This window comes from Actinomyces sp. AC-20-1 (assembly GCF_023369555.1).
GTDB lineage: Bacteria > Actinomycetota > Actinomycetes > Actinomycetales > Actinomycetaceae > Actinomyces.
Window position 1 is genome coordinate 35,096 of sequence record NZ_JACJVC010000002.1, and the last position, 17,709, is coordinate 52,804.

Sequence of the window (17,709 nt, forward strand, 5' to 3'; positions counted from 1 at the left end):
ACCAGACCCGCGGGGCCCGCTCCCCGCCCGAACCGAGGAGAACCCCATGGCCCACAACGCCATCAGCCTCAAGGCCACCGTCCGCACCGACTTCGGCAAGGGCTCCGCCCGCCAGGCCCGCCGCGACGGCCTCGTGCCCGTCGTCGTCTACGGCCACGGCACCGAGCCGCGCCACCTGCTGCTCGACGAGCACACCACCCGCCTGGCCCTGCGCGGCAACGAGAACGCCCTCGTCGAGCTCGACGTCGACGGCGACAAGGTCCTCGCCCTCGCCAAGGACGTCCAGCGCCACCCGATCCGTCCGGGCGTCCAGCACGTCGACTTCCTCCTCGTCAACCGCAACGAGCGCGTCGAGGTCGAGGTCCCCGTCGTCCTCACCGGTGAGGCCGCCCCCGGCGCCCTGCCCATGATCGAGTCCGCGCACGTCGTCGTCTCCGCCCCCGCCGTCGAGATCCCCGAGTCCATCGAGATCGACGTCACCGACGTCGCCCCCGGCACCGTCATCACCGTCGCCGACCTCGCCCTGCCCGCCCACGTCGAGGCTGTCACCGACGCCGAGACCGGCGTCGTCAACGTCGCCGACGAGGCCGCCGTCTCCACCGAGGAGGCCCCCGAGGAGGAGGCCGCTGAGGCCCCCGCCGCCGAGTGACCCGCACGGCACCCACGCACAAGGAGCTCGCATGAGCGACCCCTGGCTCATCGTCGGGCTGGGGAACCCCGAGACCCGGTACGCCCGCAACCGCCACAACGTCGGCCACATGGTCATCGACGTCCTGGCCGGGCGTACCGGGTCCCGGCTGTCCCGGCACAAGACCCGCGCGCAGGTGGCCGAGGCGCGACTGGGCACCATGCCCGGCGGCGCCCCCGGCCCGCGCGTCATCCTCGCCACCCCCGCCACCTACATGAACACCTCGGGCGGGCCGGTCAAGGCGCTCGCCCAGTTCTACGGCGTCGAGCCCACCGCCCGGCTGCTCGTCATCCACGACGAGCTCGACATCCCCGCCCACGAGCTGCGGCTCAAGCGCGGCGGCGGCGAGGGCGGGCACAACGGCCTGCGCTCCATCAGCCAGGCCCTGGGCACACGCGGTTACGCCCGCCTGAGGGTCGGCGTCGGACGACCCCCCGGGCGCCAGGACCCGGCCGACTACGTCCTGTCCGACTTCCCGGCCCGCGAGCGCGATGCCCTCGCCGTCACCCTCGAGCAGGCGGCCGACGCCGTCGAGGAGGTCGTCGCCCTCGGCCTCGAGGCCGCCCAGGGCAGGCTGCACCGGCCTACTTCATGAGCCCCGTCTCATAGGCCACGACGACGGCCTGCACCCGGTCGCGCACGTCCAGCTTCGCCAGCACGTTGCCCACGTGCGTCTTGACCGTCGTCGCCGAGACCACCAGGTGGTCCGCGATCTCCGCGTTCGACATCCCCTGCGCCATGAGCACCAGGATCTCGCGCTCGCGCGGTGTCAGAGCCGCGATGCGCCCGTCCTCGGAGGCCGCCTCCTGGCCGTCCTGCGGCAGGTGCGAGGCGAACATCTCCAGCATCCGCCGCGTCACCCGCGGCGAGACGACCGCCTCACCCGAGGCCACCGTGCGGATCGCCTCCGCCAGCTCCGCCGGGCGCGTGTCCTTGAGCAGGAAGCCGCTGGCCCCGGCGCGCAGGCCCGCGAAGGCGTACTCGTCCAGGTCGAAGGTCGTGAGGATGAGGATCCTCGTGCCCGGGCACTGGGCGGTGATCGTCTCAGTCGCCTCGATGCCGTTCATCCCCGGCATGCGCACGTCCATGAGGATGACGTCCGGGCGCAGCGCGCGCGCCTGCGCCAGCGCCGAGGAGCCGTCCGAGGCCTCACCGATGACCTCGATACCGTCCTCGGCGTCCAGCACCATGCGGAAACCCATCCGCATGAGCGCCTGGTCGTCCGCCAGCACGACGGTCACGGGGCGGGTGGCCTCCTCGGAGGTCAGAACGGCATCTGCCACGACGTGGTCCCTTCGTTGCTCTCGTCCCAGCGCAGGACCGCGCGCACCTGCCAACCGGTGGGTGTGGGGCCCGCGTCCACGGTCCCACCATAGACGGCGGCCCGCTCCCTCATGCCGATGAGCCCCTTGCCGGAGCCGTGCACCGGCGTCGAGCCCGGGGCGGCGTCGTTGTCCACCGTGAGGACCGCCGTGCCCGTGCGCCGCACGAGCCGCACGAGCACCCGCCTCGTCGTCGGGGCGTAGCGCAGCACATTCGTCAGGGACTCCTGGGCGATGCGGAAGACCGTCAGCTGCAGGCCCTTGTCGTCCGGCAGCGGCTCACCCACCCACTCGTACTCCACCGGCACGCCCGCGGCCGTGAAGCGCTCGACCAGCACCGTCAGGTCCGCCGACTCCGGGGCCGGCGCCGTCGGCAGGTCCCCGGTGGAGCGGTCCGTGCCCGAGTCGGTCGCCGTGAGGCGCAGGGCCGCGATCTGCGCCGAGGGCTCCGCCGGGGCCACGGTGCCCGGGGGCGCGAACTCCGGCACCGGAAGCGCGCGCACGGCGGGCGCGCCGGGGACAGTGGCCGGGCCGCTGGCTGCCGGCCCGCTGGTAGCCGGCCCACCGGCCTCCGGTGAGGCCGCCGCCGGGGCGGCCTCGTGGCGCCGGGCCGGGTCCGAGGAGGCCCCCGGGTCGTCGCGCAGCACCCCCACGAGCCGGCGGGTGTCCGCCAGCGCCGAGCGGCCGGTCTCCGCCAGGACGCCCAGCGCCTCCCTCGCCATCTGCGGGTTGCGCTCCACCGCCGCGGCCGCGCCGTCGGCCATCGTGATCATCACCGCCAGGGAGTGGGCGACGACGTCGTGCATCTCCCGGGCGATACGGCTGCGCTCATTGGCGGAGGCCAGCGCCGCCGCCTGCTCACGGGCCAGGGCCAGCCGGTCGTTGCGCTGGGCGAGCTCGACCACCTGGGCCCGCTGGATGCGGATGATGATCCCCACCAGCGTGCCGATGACGTTGACCAGCCCGTAGGGCATGAGGACCTCCACGAGCCCCAGGTGCGTGAGCACCAGGCTGCCGCCCAGCAGCCGCCCGCACAGGATCGAGGTGAGGGTGGAGACCGCGCACGCCGCCCACGCCCACCCCAGGCGGTGGCGCGAGGCCAGGGTCGCGAGCACCACCGGGGTGCCGATGAGGGTGACCGCCTGCAGGGACCACACGACGTAGGAGCCCTCGACCACGCCCAGGCCCAGCACCCGGGGGACCACGGCGGCGTGCACCAGCGGCACGAAGGTCACCAGGGCCCAGGCCAGGCGCGGGCTCAGCCGCCGCAGGAACATCCCCGCGCCGCACACGAGGCTGGCGGACACCGAGGCCGCGAGCACCACGCGCACGTCGGTGACCATCGCCAGGTGGCCGTCCCACAGGGGGGCGAGCCCCAGGGGGACGTTGAGCACGAGGACGACGACGGCGACGAGCACGTCCGCCAGCAGGGCGTGAGAGTCGTGCCAGCGGGCGAGACGGCGGGCGGAGGGCGGGATACTCACGGCAGGGACCTCGCGGGTGGTCATGGCCTTATTGTCACAGCAGCCGCAGCGCTCACAGCGCTGCCTCCGGCCCCGGTGCCCAGGCTCAGCGCCTAGCCACCGGAGCCGGTGACCCGTGGCCGCCCTCAGGCGTCGCGACGGGAGAAGACGACGGCAGCGAGCACCATCGGCACCAGGGCCCACAGGGCGAAGCCCAGGGCGGCCTGCCAGTGCTCGATGAAGAGCAGGGTGTCCGGCTCGCCCCACTGCACGACGGCCTCGAGGGGGTCGAAGACGGCCCTGGACAGGGTCAGGGGCTCGAAGGTCTGGAGCTTGGCGACCCACTCCCACTTGAGCGAGGCGATGTTGATGGGGATGTCGATGATGAACAGGAGGGTGAGGACCATCGTGATGGCCCCGGCGGTCGAGCGCATGAGGAAGCCCAGACCCATGGCGAGCAGGGCCGTGCCGGCGTAGGTCAGGCCCGTGCCCCACACGAAGCCGAGGTAGGCGGGGTCGGCCAGGGACCCGGCCGCCTCACCCGCGAAGAGGGCGGAGGCGGCCCAGGCGATGAGGATGGACAGGGCGCCGAGCACGAAGCTGAACAGGGACAGGACGGTGGCCTTGGCCAGCAGCAGGCGGCTGCGGCGGGGCACGGCCGCCAGGCTCGAGCGGATCTGCCCGGAGGAGTACTCCCCGGTGATCGCCAGGGCTCCCAGCACGGCGACGACGATCTGCCCGAACTGGATGCCGCCGACGACGTTGGTCCACGCCTGAGGGTGGTCCAGGTCGTTCATGCCGACGACGATCGCGGCACCGAAGCCGGAGGTGAGCAGGACCGCGATGAAGGCGGTGATCCAGGTCGAGCGCAGGGTGCGCAGCTTGACCCACTCCGAGGCCAGGGTCCGCCAGAAGGTCTGGCCGGCGCCGCCCGAGGAGGCGGCGCCTCGGGCAGTGCGGGCGGCTGCGCGCGCGGCGCGCCGGGAGCGGGCGGTGGGCTGGGCGGGGGAGGGGCTGGTGGTCATGTCGGGCTCCATCGAGGACTCCAGGGAGGACAGGAAGGTGTGGCTCATGGGGGTGGCGGCGGCGCTCATGTCAGTGCCCGCCCAAGGCGCGGCGCGAGCGGCGGGTCCCGCCCTGCTCGGCGGCCGGGGCGCCGGTGGCGTACTCGACCTCGCCTCCGGTCAGCTCCAGGTAGGCCTCCTCCAAGGAGGCGTGCTGGGTGACGAGCTCGTGCAGGACGAGGCCGTGGGCGGCGGCCGTCTCACCGATGCGGGCGGCGGGCACCGTCGTCGTCGTGAGCGTGTCCGGGGCGGTGAGCTGGGCCTGCAGGCCGTCGGCGGCCAGGGCCTCGGCGAGCCGGCCGGCGTCGGGGGACACGACCCGCACGACGTCACTGGTGGCGGCCGCGATGACCTCTCCCACGGGGCCGGAGGTGAGGATGCGGCCCCGGCCGATGACGATGAGGTGGTCCGCCGTCAGCGCCATCTCGCTCATGAGGTGGGAGGAGATGAAGACCGTGCGCCCCTGGGCGGCCAGCGAGCGGCAGGTCTCACGCACCCACTTGACGCCCTCGGGGTCGAGGCCGTTGACCGGCTCGTCGAAGATGAGGACCTTCGGGTCGCCCAGCAGGGCGGCCGCGATCCCCAGGCGCTGGCCCATGCCCAGGCTGAAGCCCTTGACCTTCTTCCTGGCGACGGAGGTCAGGCCCGTGGTCTCCAGGACCTCGTCCACGCGGCGGGTGGGGATGCCGTTGGAGACTGCCAGCTGGGTGAGGTGGGCGCGGGCGCTGCGCGAGCCGTGCAGGCCCTTGGCGTCCAGCAGGGCGCCGACCTCGCGCAGCGGTGTGGCCAGCTCGCGGTAGGGGCGCCCGTTGACCGTGACGGTGCCGCTGGTGGGCTTGTCCAGGCCCATGATCATGCGCATCGTCGTCGACTTGCCCGAGCCGTTGGGGCCGAGGAAGCCGGTGACGGTGCCGGGCTCGACGGTGAAGGAGGCGTTGTCGACGGCGGTCTTGGAGCCGTAGCGCTTGGTGAGACCGACGGCTTCGATCATGGGGATCAGCTCGTTTCTGACGGGCGGGCGCTTCGGCCGGCGGGAACCGGCGCCGCGTGTGCCCCCAGGCTAGGAAGGGCCCGCGCCCCGATGATCGGCCGGGGTGACGAAAGCGGGGGAGCGCGGGCGCGGGCCGCCAGGCGGAGCACCCTCCTCCTGGGGGAGGATGCGGGGTGCTCCGCCCCGGTTCAGGTGCCGTTCAGGAATGTGGGGCACGATGCCGCTGTTGTGCCACACAGGTGCTGATGGACCGGCCCCGCCGGACGCCGTCGGCCCCATCCCGTCCCCCGTCCGAGAGGGAACCACAGGACATGAGCAACCCGTTCTTCGACCGCAGCCCGGCCTTCAAGGAGGGCGCGACGGCGACCGCCACCCGCACCCCCGCGGGCTACCCGGCCATGCCCGGCTACCAGCCCGGGTACCAGGGCCAGCAGCAGTACCGGCAGTACCCGCAGCCCGCCCAGGGCTACGGTCAGCAGTACGGCCAGCAGCAGTACGGCCAGGTCAGCCCCGAGCAGGTCGCCGGGCTCGAGGCCCAGTACGGCGCGCCCGCCGCCGCCAACGTCGACCTCGGCCGCATGACCTATGACGACGTCATCGTGCGCACCGCCGTCCTGCTCGGCGTCATCGTCCTCGTCGGCGGCGCCTCCTGGATGCTCGCCACCAGCCCCGCCACCGCCGCCCTCGGCATGATGGTGATGATGGCCGGCTGCGTCGGCGCCCTCGTCATGGGCCTGGTCAACTCCTTCAAGAAGGTGCCGAGCCCTGCGCTCATCGTCACCTACGCCGTCTTCGAGGGCATGATGCTCGGCGCCCTGTCCGGCGTCATGGAGATGGTCTACCCCGGCATCGTCATGCAGGCCGTCGTCGGCACCGTCGCCACCTTCGGCGTCATGCTCGCCGCCTACAAGGTCGGCGGCTTCCGGCTCACCGGCAAGGCCCAGAGGATCCTCCTCATCGCCATGGGCGGCTACCTCGTCTTCAGCCTCGTCAACCTCGTCCTCATGGTCACCGGCCTCGTGAGCGACCCCTGGGGCCTGCGCGGCGTCACCGTCATGGGCATCCCGCTGGGCCTGCTCATCGGTGGGCTCGCCGTCGTCATGGCAGCCTTCAGCCTGGTGATGGACTTCGACTCCATCCAGCGCGGTGTCGAGCGCGGCCTGCCCACCCGCTACGCCTGGGCCGGGGCCTTCGGCCTCACCGTCACCCTCGTGTGGCTCTACGTCGAGATCCTCAGGATCCTCGCGATCCTGCGCGGGAACGACTGAGCGAACGGGATGGGCGCAGGGGGGCGCGGTGCGTGCGGCCCGGCGGCTGAGCGCGCCGCGGCCGGCACCCGCTAGGCTCGAGCCATGATCAACCTCAACATGCCCACGGTCGAGGGTGCCAAGGGCACCAAGCCGGTCCTCACCTTCCCGTCCCCCGAGGCCCCCGAGGGCCTGCAGGTCCAGGTGCTCGACGACGGCGACGGCCAGGTCGTCGAGGCCGGCGACCACATCGTCTGCCACTACCTCGGTCAGTGCTGGAACGGCAACGTCTTCGACAACTCCTACGACCGCGGCGCCCCGCTGGACTTCCAGATCGGCGTCGGCATGGTCATCCGCGGCTGGGACGACGGCCTGGTCGGCCAGCGCGTCGGCAGCCGCGTCCTGCTGTCCATCCCCTCCGACCTCGGCTACGGCGACCGCGGCGTGCCCCAGGCCGGCATCAAGGGCGGCGACACCCTTGTCTTCGTCACGGAGATCCTCGGCGTCATGTGACGCCCGCGCCCTGCTGCGCTGACACACTGACGCACCCGTGCCCCGTCCGGCCCTCAGCCCGGACGGGGCACGGTCGTACCCGAGCTCCTCGGTTTGCGCTCGAAACCACGGGGTTCTCCCAGGGAGTTCGAGCGCAAACCGAGGAGCTCAGGCCGGCGGGGTGGGACGCCGGGTCAGGCGCGGCGGGTGCGCCTGAGCGAGAGGGCGCCCGCGCCGACGAGCACCAGCGCGAAGGTCAGCGCGCCCAGCGTCTGGGGGCCGGTGGCCGCCAGACGGGCGGAGCCCGTCCCGGACCCCTTCTGCTGGGGACGGCTCGACGCGGTGGCTGACACGGCGGCCGCCGTCGGGCCCTCGGTCGCTGAGGCGGAGGCCGTGGGGTCCTGCTCGGAGCCCGTGGCCGACTGCGTGGGCGAGGGCACCGGCGCGGGAGCGGCCTTGGTGGTCACGCGGAAGGAGGGCGCAGTCACCGGCGCGCAGTCAACGGTGACCTCCGGGGTGTGGGTGGCCTCCGCGCCGTTGGTGTCCGGGGCCTGACGGGTGACGACGGCGGTGCCCCGCCAGGTCCCGTCGGCGTCCACCGTCCCGGCAACGCTCTGGCCGTCAACGGTGACCGCGGGCGCGGTAGCCGGGGCCGCAGGGGTGGGCTGCGTCTGGGAGGCCAGCGTCCAGGCGGCCAGCTGCTCGCCCCCGTAGCTGCCCCGACGGAAGGCCGTGACACGGGTGCCGCCCTCGGGGACCGTGCAGGTCACGGTCACCTGCTCGCCCGCGTTGAGCCTCTGCTCCGCGGGGGTGCAGGTCCCGCCGGGCAGCTCGGTGCCGGCAGCGTCAGTGACGTGGAGACGCATGTCGAGGGGGACGGAGAACAGTCCGGTGCCGTTCTCGATGAGCAGCGAGACCCTGTGCGGCGAGGTGGGGGAGACCTGGGACGGGATGGTGACCTCATAGGTCCTCGTCACCGTGCTGCCCGGCTCGACGTCCAGGGCGTCGGCCGGGGTCTCCGCCAGGCCCACCTGCGGGGTGCCCCAGACCGTGTCAGGGCCGGGCTGGTCCGTGGTGTAGGCGGCGCTCACGCCGCCGGTGATGATCGGGTTGGCGCAGGTGAACCCGTTGCACTCCAGTGACGGCTGCTGCGCGGCGAGCGCGGCGGGGGACAGCAGGACGCCCGCGGCCATGATGGCGACGGCGGAGGCTGTGGCGAGTGGGTGGCGGAGTCTCATGGGGAACCTCGTTCAGGACATGGAGAAGGAAGGTAAGGACAGCCTAACCAATGCTTCTGTTCCTCTGGCGGCCCTGTGGGGCGACATGGCTCACCTCACCGTCCCGGGCGGAGCCTGGCCCCGGGAGACGGGTGCGCTCCGGAGCCCTGAGGGGCGGCGCTCCGTGAGCCTCGATGAGCCCGCGGCGCCTCGGGCTCGGCTGCCGTGGCCCTACCCCCGACCTCCTCGGTTTGCGCTCGAAACCCCGGGGTTCCCCCAGGGAGTTCGAGCGCAAACCGAGGAGTTGGGACAGGGGGTGGGGCTGGGGTGGGGCAGAAGGGAGCGGGTAAGGGCCGCCTTGGTCCGGGTGATGGCCTCCACGACGGCGCCGGGCGCCGCCCCACTAGTCTTGGACCCAGTTCATGACGCCTCGTAAGGAGAACCCGGGCCCATGCCGCAGTACCGCAGCGCCACCTCCACCTCCGGCCGCAACATGGCCGGCGCCCGCGCGCTCTGGCGCGCCACCGGCGTCAAGGACTCCGACTTCGGCAAGCCGATCATCGCCATCGCCAACTCCTTCACCGAGTTCGTCCCCGGGCACGTCGGCCTGCGCGACGTCGGCAGGCTCGTCGCCGAGCAGGTCCAGGCCGCCGGCGGCATCGCCAAGGAGTTCAACACGATCGCCGTCGACGACGGCATCGCGATGGGCCATGACGGCATGCTCTACTCCCTGCCCAGCCGCGACATCATCGCCGACTCGGTGGAGTACATGGTCAATGCCCACTGCGCCGACGCCATCGTGTGCATCTCCAACTGTGACAAGATCACCCCCGGCATGCTCATGGCCGCCCTGCGGCTCAACGTCCCCACGATCTTCGTCTCCGGCGGGCCCATGGAGTCCGGCAAGATGACCGCCAACGACGGCACCACCCGCAAGCTCGACCTCATCGACGCCATGATGGACGCCGCCGACCCCACCGTCTCCGACGAGACCATCAGCGCCATCGAGCGCCTGGCCTGCCCCACCTGCGGCTCCTGCTCCGGCATGTTCACCGCCAACTCCATGAACTGCCTCACCGAGGCCCTGGGCCTCGCCCTGCCGATGAACGGCACCCTGCTCGCCACCCACGCGGACCGCGGCGAGCTCTTCCGCCGGGCCGGCCGCCAGATCGTCGAGATCACCAAGCGCTACTACGAGCAGGATGACGCCAGCGTCCTGCCCCGCTCGATCTGCACCAAGGCCGCCTTCGAGAACGCCATGAGCCTCGACGTCGCCATGGGCGGCTCCACCAACACGGTCCTGCACCTGCTGGCCGCCGCCCAGTCCGCCGAGGTCGACTTCACCATGGCGGACATCGACCGCCTCTCGCGCGTCGTGCCCCACCTGTGCAAGGTCGCGCCGTCGACCAACCTCATCCACATCGAGGACGTCCACCGTGCCGGCGGCATCATGGGCATCCTCGGGGAGATCGACCGCGCCGGCCTGCTCGACACGACGACGACCAACGTCCTGGGCACCACCCTGCGCGACACCCTCGACGAGTACGACGTCGCCCGCCCCGGCGCCACCGTCCCCGACGACGTGCGTACCGCTTACCTCGCCGCCCCCGCGGGCGTGCGCACCACCCGGATGCTCTCCCAGGCCTCGCGCTGGGAGCGGCTGGACACCGACCGTGCCGAGGGCGCCATCCGCGACCGCGCCCACGCCTTCTCCCAGGACGGCGGCCTGGCCGTCCTCTTCGGCAACATCGCCGAGAAGGGCTGCATCGTCAAGACCGCCGGCGTGGACGCCTCCATCCTCACCTTCACCGGGCCCGCCGTCGTCTTCGAGTCCCAGGAGGACGCCGTCGAGGGCATCCTGGGCGGGAAGGTGGCGAGCGGCGACGTCGTCGTCATCAGCCACGAGGGCCCGCGCGGCGGCCCGGGCATGCAGGAGATGCTCTACCCGACGACGTACATCAAGTCGATGCACCTGGGCAAGGAGTGCGCCCTGCTCACCGACGGCCGCTTCTCCGGCGGCACCTCCGGCCTGTCCATCGGCCACGTCTCCCCGGAGGCGGCCGCCGGCGGCCTCATCGGCCTCGTCCGCACCGGCGACCTCATCGAGATCGACATCCCGAACCGCTCCATCGTCCTCAAGGTCGACGACGCCGAGGTCGCCCGTCGTCGCGCCGCCGAGGAGGCCCGCGGTGACGCCGCCTGGACCCCGCACACCCAGCGCCCGCGCCAGGTGAGCGCGGCGCTGCGCGCCTACGCCATGCTCGCCACCTCCGCCGACCTCGGCGCGGTGCGCGACCTGAGCAGGCTTCCCCGGTACTGAGCCGCGGGAGTCTCCGGTGCGCAGATGTGACCCACTTTGGTTTGAGAACGGGTCCCGTTGCCACATAGAGTGCGAGTGTGACAATCGTTCTCAGAGGGCTGGTGGTGGAGATCGCCGGCCGGCGCCTCGTCAACGGCGTCGACCTCGACCTCGCCCCCGGCACCTCCACCGCGCTCGTCGGCGCCTCCGGGGCCGGCAAGTCCCTCACCTGCGCCGCCCTCGCCGGCACCCTCGCCCCCGGGGCCCGTGCCGAGGGGCTGCTCACGCGCCGCGAGCGGGCGCAGCACGACGGGCAGGGCGCACAGCCCGACGCCGTCGTCAACCTCCTGCCCCTGCCCGCCCAGCAGCGCCCCGCCGGAGCCCGCGTCGCCCTCGTCCAGCAGGACCCCGCCACCGCCCTGCACCCCCTCCTGCCCGTCACCGAGCAGGTCGCCCTCGCCGTCCGCTCCACCCGCAGCGGAGCCGGCCGCCGACGCCGCGTCGCCCGTGCGCTCGAGCTCCTGGCCGCCGTCGGGCTGCCCGCCGACCTCACCGAGCGCGTCCCCGGACGGCTCTCCGGCGGCCAGCGCCAGCGCGCCGCCCTCGCCCTGGCGCTCGCCTGCGACCCCGCCGTCCTCGTCGCCGACGAGCCCACCACCGCCCTCGACGTCATCGCCCGCGCCGAGGTCCTCGACGTCCTCACCGGCGTCCTCGCCTCCCTCGGGGACCGCGCCCCCGCCCTCCTGCTCGTCACCCACGACCTGCCCGCCGCCGCCCTGTGCGACCGCGTCCTCGTCATGCACGACGGGCACGTCATCGAGGCCGGCGACGCCACCACCGTCCTCACCACCCCCCAGCACCCCCTCACCCGCGCCATGTGCGCCGCCGCCCGCGAGGAGACCCTCGCCGGGGCCCTCGCCGCCGTCGAGGCCCGCACCGCCTTCACCACCGGCTCCGACTGCCCCGAGTGCGCCACCCACGCCCTCGAGCACACCGCCTCGGAGGCTGCCCGGTGAGCGCCCCCTCGTTCGCCGTCCGCCACCTCACCCGCTCCTACCCCGGCGAGGACGGCCGCCCCCACCGCGTCCTCGACCGGCTCGACCTCACCCTCGCGGGCTCCGAGACCGTCGCCCTCCTCGGCCGCTCCGGCTGCGGCAAGACCACCCTCCTGCGCGCCCTGCTCCTCATCGACCACCCCCAGCGCGGCGACGACGGCGACATCCTCCTCGACGGGCGCAGCGTCCTCGCCGGCGGGCGCAGCGCCCGCGCCCTGCGCCCCTACCGCCGCGCCGTCCAGTACGTCCCCCAGGACCCCGCCGCCAGCCTCGACCCCCGCCACGACGTCCTGTCCCAGGTCACCCGCACCCTGCGCAGCCTCGGCGCGCCCGGCGGCCGGGACGAGCACGAGGCCACCGCCCACGCCGTCCTGGCCGCCCTCGACCTGCCCCGTGACCTGTGGCGCCGCCGCCCCCACGAGGTCTCCGGCGGACAGGCCCAGCGCGTCGCCCTCGCCCGAGCCCTCGCACCCGCCCCCCGCTTCCTCCTCCTCGACGAGCCCGTCTCCGGCCTCGACCCCGCCCTGCGCCACCAGGTCCTCGACCTGCTCGCCGGGCTCAGCGACGCCGACGGCGGCCTCTGCCTGCCCGCCGCGCCCGACGGCGCCCCCACCCCCGGCCTCCTCGTCGTCTCCCACGACCTGGCCGCCGTCGCCCGCGTGTGCCGCCGCGCCCTCGTCATGGACGACGGCCGCATCGTCGAGGACGCCCCCACCACCCAGCTCCTCACCACCCCGCACCACCCGGCCGCCCGCGCCCTGCGCGACGCCGTGCCCCAGATGCCCGCCGGCTGAGCCGGCACCCGCACCCCGGAAAGGACCCCCATGAACGCCACCCAGGTCACCCGCCGCCACGTCCTGGCCCTGCTCGCCGCCGGAGCCGTGGCCGGCGCCGTCGCCGCCTGCTCCAGCAGCCCCAGCACCACCGGCGGGGCCGCCTCCGCCTCCGACGGCCGCATCCGCATCGCCATGCTCCAGCCGCCCCGCTCCGGCCTCAACCCCCTGTCCGACGACGCCTTCAAGCTCTCGCGCTGGTCCACCGCCGAGACCCTCGTCGTCCTCGACGCCGACGGCAACGCCCTGCCCTGCCTCGCCACCAGCTGGACCCGCGAGAACGACACCACCTGGCGCTTCACCATCCGCCAGGGCGTCACCTTCCACGACGGCACCGCCCTCACCGCCGAGCAGGTCGCCGCCGACCTCGCCTTCGCCGCCGCCTACTCCACCCCGCCGCGCATCCTCGACGGCACCGACCTGGCCGCCACCGCCGACGGCGACGACGTCCTCGTCACCACCTCCAGCCCCGACCCCCTCGTCCCCCAGCGCCTGTCCAGCCCCCAGCTTGCCATCCTCGCCGCAGCCGCCTACCCCGCCGACCTCAGCCCCGACGGCCCCGTCAACCCCCAGGGCCACGGCACCGGCGCCTTCATCCTCACCGAGGTCGGCGGCACCGCCACCGCCACCCTCGAGCGCAACGAGGACTACTGGGGCGAGAAGGCCGCCGCCACAGGCCTCGACGTCTCCTACGTCCCCGACGGCACCGCCCGCGGCGCCGCCCTGCGCACCGGCGAGGCCGACATCGTCGAGGCCGTGCCCGTCTCCCAGGCCGCCACCATCGACGAGGGCCTCCTCCACGAGGTCCCCATGCCCCGCACCGCCACCCTCTACCTCAACACCCGCAGCGGAGCCTTCACCGACCACGGCCTGCGCGCCGCCGCCCGCGACGCCATCGACGTCACCGGCCTCGTCGAGACCATGTACGAGGGCCACGCCGACGTCGCCGCCGGGCTCCTGGGCCCCGCCCTCGCCTGGAGCGTCGAGCAGCGCGCCTGGGGCGCCCAGGCCTGGGCCGGCAGCGACGGCGCCGCCGCCACAGGCAAGGCCCCCACCGCCACCCGCGCCACCGCCGTGCCCGCCGGCACCACCATCACGCTGGGCACCTACACCGACCGCCCCGAGCTCGCCGAGATCGTCGTCCTCATCGCCCAGCAGCTCGAGGCCGTCGGCTTCACCGTCACCCAGGACGTGCGCGAGTACGCCCAGATCGAGGCCGACGCCCTCGCCGGGCGCTTCGACGCCTTCCTGCTCTCACGTGCCACCGTCCTCGACTCCGGCGACCCCGTGGCCTACATGGTCTCCGACTTCTCCTCCAGCGGCTCCTTCTCCCTGTGCTTCCTCCAGGACGCCGAGGTCGACGCCGCCCTGGCCGGCGCCGCCGCCCTCGAGGCCGGCGACGAGCGCCGCGCCGCCATCATCGCTGCCGAGCAGCTCATCCTCGCCACCGACTGCGCCGTCCCGCTGCTGCACGAGCGCGTCCTGCAGGGCGAGGGCGCCGGTGTCACTGGCGCCGAGCGCGACCCGCGCGAGCGCGCCCTCGTCACCACCGCCACCCAGGTCTCATGAGACGGCCCGCAGGCGCCGGCGTCCTCAGCGGCCGCGGTGCTGTCAGGGGCGCCATCGGCGCCAATGGCGTCACGGCCGCCTCAAGGGCGCTGGCCGTCGCGGCCCTCATCGCCCTCATCGGGCTCCTGCCCTGGCTCAGCGGCAACGACCCCGCCCTGACGATCCTGCGCGCCACCTCCGCCGAGCGCGAGGCCACCGCCGAGGTCCTCGACGCCATCCGCCAGCGCCTCGGCCTGGACCGCGGCCCTCTGGGCACCATCGGCCACTGGCTCGCCGGGCTCGCCCACGGCGACCTCGGCACCTCCTGGATCTCCGGCGCCCCCGTCGGCCCCGGTACCCTCGAGGCCTTCCGCGTCTCCCTCACCCTCATGGGCGCGGCCCTCGCCGTCGCCGTCCTCACCGCCGCCCTGCTCACCGCCCCCGCCCTGCGCGACGCCCTCACCGGCCGCCGCCGCAGCCGGGGCGGGGCAGCGGCCGCCGCCCTGACCTCCCTGCCCGAGTACCTGCTCGCCCCCGTGCTCCTGCTCCTGCTCAGCGTCTACGCCGGGTGGCTGCCGCCCTACGGCTGGGGGGACCTGGCGCACCTCGTCCTGCCCGCCCTGTCCCTCGGCCTGCCCGCCGGCGGCCTGCTCGGCGGCCTCGTGGCCGACGCCGTGGCCGCCGTCACCGCAGAGAAGTGGGTCGCCACCTGGGCCACCGCCGGCATCCGCGGCCCCGCCCTCGCCCTGGCCGTCCTGCGCCGCGCCCTGACCCCGCTCACCGGGCAGGTCGCCCTCGTCGTCGTCGGCCTGACCGGCGGGGCCGTCGCCGTCGAGAAGGTCTTCGCCATCCCCGGACTCGGACGCGCCCTGCTCGGCTCCGCCACCGCCCAGGACGTGCCCGCCCTCCAGGCCGGTGTCATCCTCCTGCTCGCCCTCGCCCTGGGCGCCGGGGCGCTCGCCTCCCTCACCCGCCGCCTCCTGCTCGCCGGCGCCCACGGAGCCGGAGGCGTCGCCGCCGCCCCCGCCGTCACCAGCCCCGGACGCGGCGCGCGACTCGTCGCCCTCGCCGGCGCCCTCGCACTCACCGCCCTCGTGCTCGCCGGCGTCGCCCGCGACCCCTACACCGTCGTCGCCTCACGCCTCCAGGCGCCCAGCGCCACCCTGCTGCTCGGGGCCGACGCCCTCGGGCGCGACGTGCTCGCCCGTGTCGCCCACGGCGCCGTGTCCACCATGCTCGCCGCCCTGGCCGTCACCGCCGTCTGCCTGCTCATCGGCCTCCTGCTCGGGCTGGTGCCGCGCGCCTCCACCGGCCCCATCGAGGTCGCCAACGCCGCCCCGCCCGTCCTCGCCGGCCTCATGGTCGCCGCCGTCACCGGCCCCAGCGCCCTCGGTGCCGCCCTCGCCGTCACCTGCGTCGGCTGGGCACCGCTCGCCGCCCACGCCGCCGCCCTCGTCCAGGAGGCCCGCGAGCGCCCCGACGTCGCCATCGCCCCCGTCCTGGGGGAGGGGCGGGTGCGCGTCACCCTCACCCGGGTGCTGCCCGCCGTCGTCGGACCCCTCCTGCGCCACGCCGCCCTGCGCCTGCCCGGCATCGCCCTGGCCCTGGCCGGGCTCGGCTTCCTCGGCCTCGGCGCCCAGGCGCCCGAGCCCGAGTGGGGGCTCGTCCTCGCCGAGGCCCTGCCCTACATCGAGCGCGCCCCCTGGGCCGTCGCCACGCCCGCCGCCGCCCTCGTCCTGCTCAGCGTCACCGCCGTCGCCGCCTCCCGCACCGGCCGTCGCTGAGACCCGTGCCGCGGACGCCCGGGCGGTACCCGCCGTCGGACCGATAGCCTGAGCCGCGTGAACGAGCTCGGCACCGACGGCATGACCTGGGACTCCGCCCGCTACCTCAAGGAGGTGCTGCGCGCACCCGTCTACGAGGCCGCCGAGCACACCCCCCTGCAGGAGATGCCCGCCCTGTCCGCCCGCCTGGGGTGCACCGTCCAGGTCAAGCGCGAGGACCTGCAGGCCGTCCACTCCTTCAAGATCCGCGGCGCCTACAACGCCATGCGCTGCCTCGACGAGGCCGCCCGCGCCCGCGGCGTCATCACCGCCTCGGCCGGCAACCACGCCCAGGGCGTGGCCCGCTCGGCCTCCCTGCTCGGGGTGAGCGCCACCATCGTCATGCCCACCGTCACGCCGCGCATCAAGGTGGACGCCGTGCGCGCCCTGGGCGGTGAGGTCCTTCTCCACGGGGACAACTTCGACGCCGCCGCCCGCGAGGCCCGGCGCCTGGCCGAGGCCGAGGGGCGCACCTACGTCGCCCCCTTCGACGACCCTCGCGTCATTGCCGGCCAGGGCACCATCGGGCTCGAGCTCATCCAGCAGGACGCCCAGCTCGACCGCGTCTTCGTGCCCGTGGGCGGCGGCGGACTCGTCTCCGGCATCGCCGTCCTGGTCAAGGCCCTCATGCCGGACACCGCCGTCATCGGCGTCGAGCACGAGGAGTCCGCCTGCCTGAGCGCCGCCCTGGCGGCCGGGGAGCCCGTCACCCTCGGGCACGTGGGCCTCTTCGCCGAGGGCGTCGCCGTGCGCCGCGTGGGCGACGAGACCTTCCGCCTGTGCCGGGCCCTGCTCGACGACGTCGTCACCGTCTCCTCCGACGAGGTCTCGGCCGCCGTGCGCGACCTCTTCGAGGACGTGCGCGCCGTCCCGGAGCCCAGTGGCGCGGTCGCGCTCGCGGGGCTCAAGAAGTACGCCGGTGAGCACGCGCTCAGCGGGGAGAGGCTCGCCTGCGTGCTGTCGGGCTCGAACCTCAACTTCCACCAGCTGCGCTACATCTCCGAGCGCAGCGAGATCGGTGAGCAGCGCGAGGCGATGCTCGGGGTCACCATCCCCGAGCGCCAGGGGGAGTTCCTGCGCTTCGCCTCCGTCCTGGGCGGGCGGGCCGTCACCGAGTTCAACTACCGCGTCTCGGCCAGCGCCGACCCGGGGCAGCCGGCCCGGATCTTCGTCGGCGTGCGCCTGAGCCGAGGGCGCGAGGAGCGCCGCGAGATCGTCGCGGACCTGGAGGGCTGCGGCTACGGCGTCATCGACCTCACCGAGGACGAGCTCGCCAAGGTGCACGTGCGCTCGATGATCGGCGGGCGGGCTCCGCGCGGGATGGCGGAGCGGCTGTTCTCCTTCGAGTTCCCCGAGGCCCCGGGTGCGCTCGTGCGCTTCCTGGAGGTGCTGGGCACCCGCTGGAACGTCACGCTGTTCCACTACCGCACGGACGGCGCGGACTACGGGCGCATCCTGTGCGGCTTCGAGGCCGGTGAGGGGGACACGGCGCTGACCGAGCACATGGACCGGCTCGGCTACGCCTACCGCGAGGAGACCCAGGACCCGGCGGCGAGGTTCTTCCTCGCGCGCTGAGCGGGTGTGTCCGGGCTCATGGTGACGGGTGTGGAGCGGGGCGGACCTTGGGCCTAAAGTAGTTCGCGGATCAACTACTTCTGAGGAGTCCC

General features: G+C 74.1%; 15 protein-coding genes. 10 read left to right on the forward strand and 5 right to left on the reverse strand.

All coding sequences use genetic code 11. The features are described 5' to 3' along the window. The first annotated feature begins 46 nt into the window (after positions 1–46). Positions 47–649 carry a 50S ribosomal protein L25/general stress protein Ctc gene (locus H6X67_RS01585; RefSeq protein WP_249369191.1) on the forward strand — a complete coding sequence of 201 codons (603 nt, stop codon included), beginning with the start codon at positions 47–49 and terminating at the stop codon, positions 647–649. Positions 650–680: 31 nt separating this feature from the next. After that, the gene (pth, locus tag H6X67_RS01590; RefSeq protein ID WP_249369190.1) at positions 681–1,283 is read left to right on the forward strand and encodes an aminoacyl-tRNA hydrolase; all 603 of its coding nucleotides are present in this window, start codon (positions 681–683) and stop codon (positions 1,281–1,283) included. Here pth and H6X67_RS01595 read toward each other — a convergent pair. From H6X67_RS01595 to H6X67_RS01610, 4 genes are all read right to left on the reverse strand, one after another. After that, entirely contained in the window at positions 1,273–1,971 is a 699-nt protein-coding gene (locus H6X67_RS01595) for a response regulator (protein WP_311765862.1), read from the reverse strand. The two genes, pth and H6X67_RS01595, sit on opposite strands and share 11 nt — an antisense overlap. Next, positions 1,953–3,518: a sensor histidine kinase gene (locus H6X67_RS01600; RefSeq protein ID WP_249375574.1), complete on the reverse strand. Its 1,566-nt coding sequence runs from the start codon at positions 3,516–3,518 to the stop codon at positions 1,953–1,955. The genes H6X67_RS01595 and H6X67_RS01600 overlap by 19 nt, the downstream gene beginning before the upstream one ends. A 101-nt stretch (positions 3,519–3,619) precedes the next feature. Further along, positions 3,620–4,567: an ABC transporter permease gene (locus tag H6X67_RS01605; RefSeq protein ID WP_249369186.1), complete on the reverse strand. Its 948-nt coding sequence runs from the start codon at positions 4,565–4,567 to the stop codon at positions 3,620–3,622. A 1-nt stretch (position 4,568) separates the two neighbouring features. After that, a complete protein-coding gene (locus H6X67_RS01610) occupies positions 4,569–5,528 on the reverse strand; it encodes an ABC transporter ATP-binding protein (RefSeq protein ID WP_249369184.1) in 960 nt (319 codons plus the stop codon). Between the two features lie 311 nt (positions 5,529–5,839). On the opposite strand from H6X67_RS01610, the gene H6X67_RS01615 reads away from it, so the two are divergent. Both H6X67_RS01615 and H6X67_RS01620 read left to right on the forward strand, forming a co-directional pair. Continuing rightward, on the forward strand, positions 5,840–6,796 hold the full coding sequence (locus H6X67_RS01615) for a Bax inhibitor-1/YccA family protein (protein WP_249369182.1): 957 nt from the start codon (positions 5,840–5,842) through the stop codon (positions 6,794–6,796). 84 nt (positions 6,797–6,880) lie between these two features. Then, on the forward strand, positions 6,881–7,288 hold the full coding sequence (locus H6X67_RS01620; RefSeq protein ID WP_249369180.1) for an FKBP-type peptidyl-prolyl cis-trans isomerase: 408 nt from the start codon (positions 6,881–6,883) through the stop codon (positions 7,286–7,288). 173 nt (positions 7,289–7,461) lie between these two features. On the opposite strand, the gene H6X67_RS01625 is transcribed toward H6X67_RS01620, so the two are convergent. After that, positions 7,462–8,505 (reverse strand): hypothetical protein, encoded by a 1,044-nt coding sequence (locus H6X67_RS01625; protein ID WP_249369171.1) that lies wholly within the window; start codon positions 8,503–8,505, stop codon positions 7,462–7,464. A gap of 430 nt (positions 8,506–8,935) precedes the next feature. On the opposite strand from H6X67_RS01625, the gene ilvD reads away from it, so the two are divergent. The 6 genes from ilvD (at position 8,936) to ilvA (ending at position 17,617) form a co-directional block, all read left to right on the forward strand. Beyond that, positions 8,936–10,804 (forward strand): dihydroxy-acid dehydratase, encoded by a 1,869-nt coding sequence (gene ilvD, locus H6X67_RS01630; protein WP_249369938.1) that lies wholly within the window; start codon positions 8,936–8,938, stop codon positions 10,802–10,804. Positions 10,805–10,881: 77 nt separating this feature from the next. Then, complete coding sequence (locus H6X67_RS01635; protein ID WP_249377005.1) at positions 10,882–11,799, forward strand: ATP-binding cassette domain-containing protein; 918 nt, start codon at positions 10,882–10,884, stop codon at positions 11,797–11,799. Beyond that, a complete protein-coding gene (locus H6X67_RS01640; protein ID WP_249377007.1) occupies positions 11,796–12,632 on the forward strand; it encodes an ATP-binding cassette domain-containing protein in 837 nt (278 codons plus the stop codon). The genes H6X67_RS01635 and H6X67_RS01640 overlap by 4 nt, the downstream gene beginning before the upstream one ends. 30 nt (positions 12,633–12,662) lie before the next feature. Beyond that, positions 12,663–14,240, forward strand: a complete 1,578-nt coding sequence (locus H6X67_RS01645; RefSeq protein WP_249377009.1) for an ABC transporter substrate-binding protein — start codon at positions 12,663–12,665, stop codon at positions 14,238–14,240. After that, complete coding sequence (locus tag H6X67_RS01650; RefSeq protein WP_249369399.1) at positions 14,237–16,003, forward strand: ABC transporter permease subunit; 1,767 nt, start codon at positions 14,237–14,239, stop codon at positions 16,001–16,003. Before H6X67_RS01645 ends, H6X67_RS01650 begins: the two co-directional genes overlap by 4 nt. An 81-nt stretch (positions 16,004–16,084) precedes the next feature. Continuing rightward, a complete protein-coding gene (ilvA, locus tag H6X67_RS01655; RefSeq protein ID WP_249369409.1) occupies positions 16,085–17,617 on the forward strand; it encodes a threonine ammonia-lyase, biosynthetic in 1,533 nt (510 codons plus the stop codon). The last annotated feature ends 92 nt before the right edge of the window (positions 17,618–17,709 follow it).

Coding starts and splice junctions, on each gene's coding strand:
- H6X67_RS01625 (WP_249369171.1), bottom strand. CDS start 8,505: ATGAGACTCCGCCACCCACTCGCCACAGCCTCCGCCGTCGCCATCATG.
- H6X67_RS01615 (WP_249369182.1), top strand. CDS start 5,840: ATGAGCAACCCGTTCTTCGACCGCAGCCCGGCCTTCAAGGAGGGCGCG.
- H6X67_RS01620 (WP_249369180.1), top strand. CDS start 6,881: ATGATCAACCTCAACATGCCCACGGTCGAGGGTGCCAAGGGCACCAAG.
- pth (WP_249369190.1), top strand. CDS start 681: ATGAGCGACCCCTGGCTCATCGTCGGGCTGGGGAACCCCGAGACCCGG.
- H6X67_RS01605 (WP_249369186.1), bottom strand. CDS start 4,567: ATGAGCGCCGCCGCCACCCCCATGAGCCACACCTTCCTGTCCTCCCTG.
- H6X67_RS01645 (WP_249377009.1), top strand. CDS start 12,663: ATGAACGCCACCCAGGTCACCCGCCGCCACGTCCTGGCCCTGCTCGCC.
- H6X67_RS01585 (WP_249369191.1), top strand. CDS start 47: ATGGCCCACAACGCCATCAGCCTCAAGGCCACCGTCCGCACCGACTTC.
- ilvA (WP_249369409.1), top strand. CDS start 16,085: ATGACCTGGGACTCCGCCCGCTACCTCAAGGAGGTGCTGCGCGCACCC.
- H6X67_RS01600 (WP_249375574.1), bottom strand. CDS start 3,518: ATGACCACCCGCGAGGTCCCTGCCGTGAGTATCCCGCCCTCCGCCCGC.
- H6X67_RS01610 (WP_249369184.1), bottom strand. CDS start 5,528: ATGATCGAAGCCGTCGGTCTCACCAAGCGCTACGGCTCCAAGACCGCC.
- H6X67_RS01650 (WP_249369399.1), top strand. CDS start 14,237: ATGAGACGGCCCGCAGGCGCCGGCGTCCTCAGCGGCCGCGGTGCTGTC.
- ilvD (WP_249369938.1), top strand. CDS start 8,936: ATGCCGCAGTACCGCAGCGCCACCTCCACCTCCGGCCGCAACATGGCC.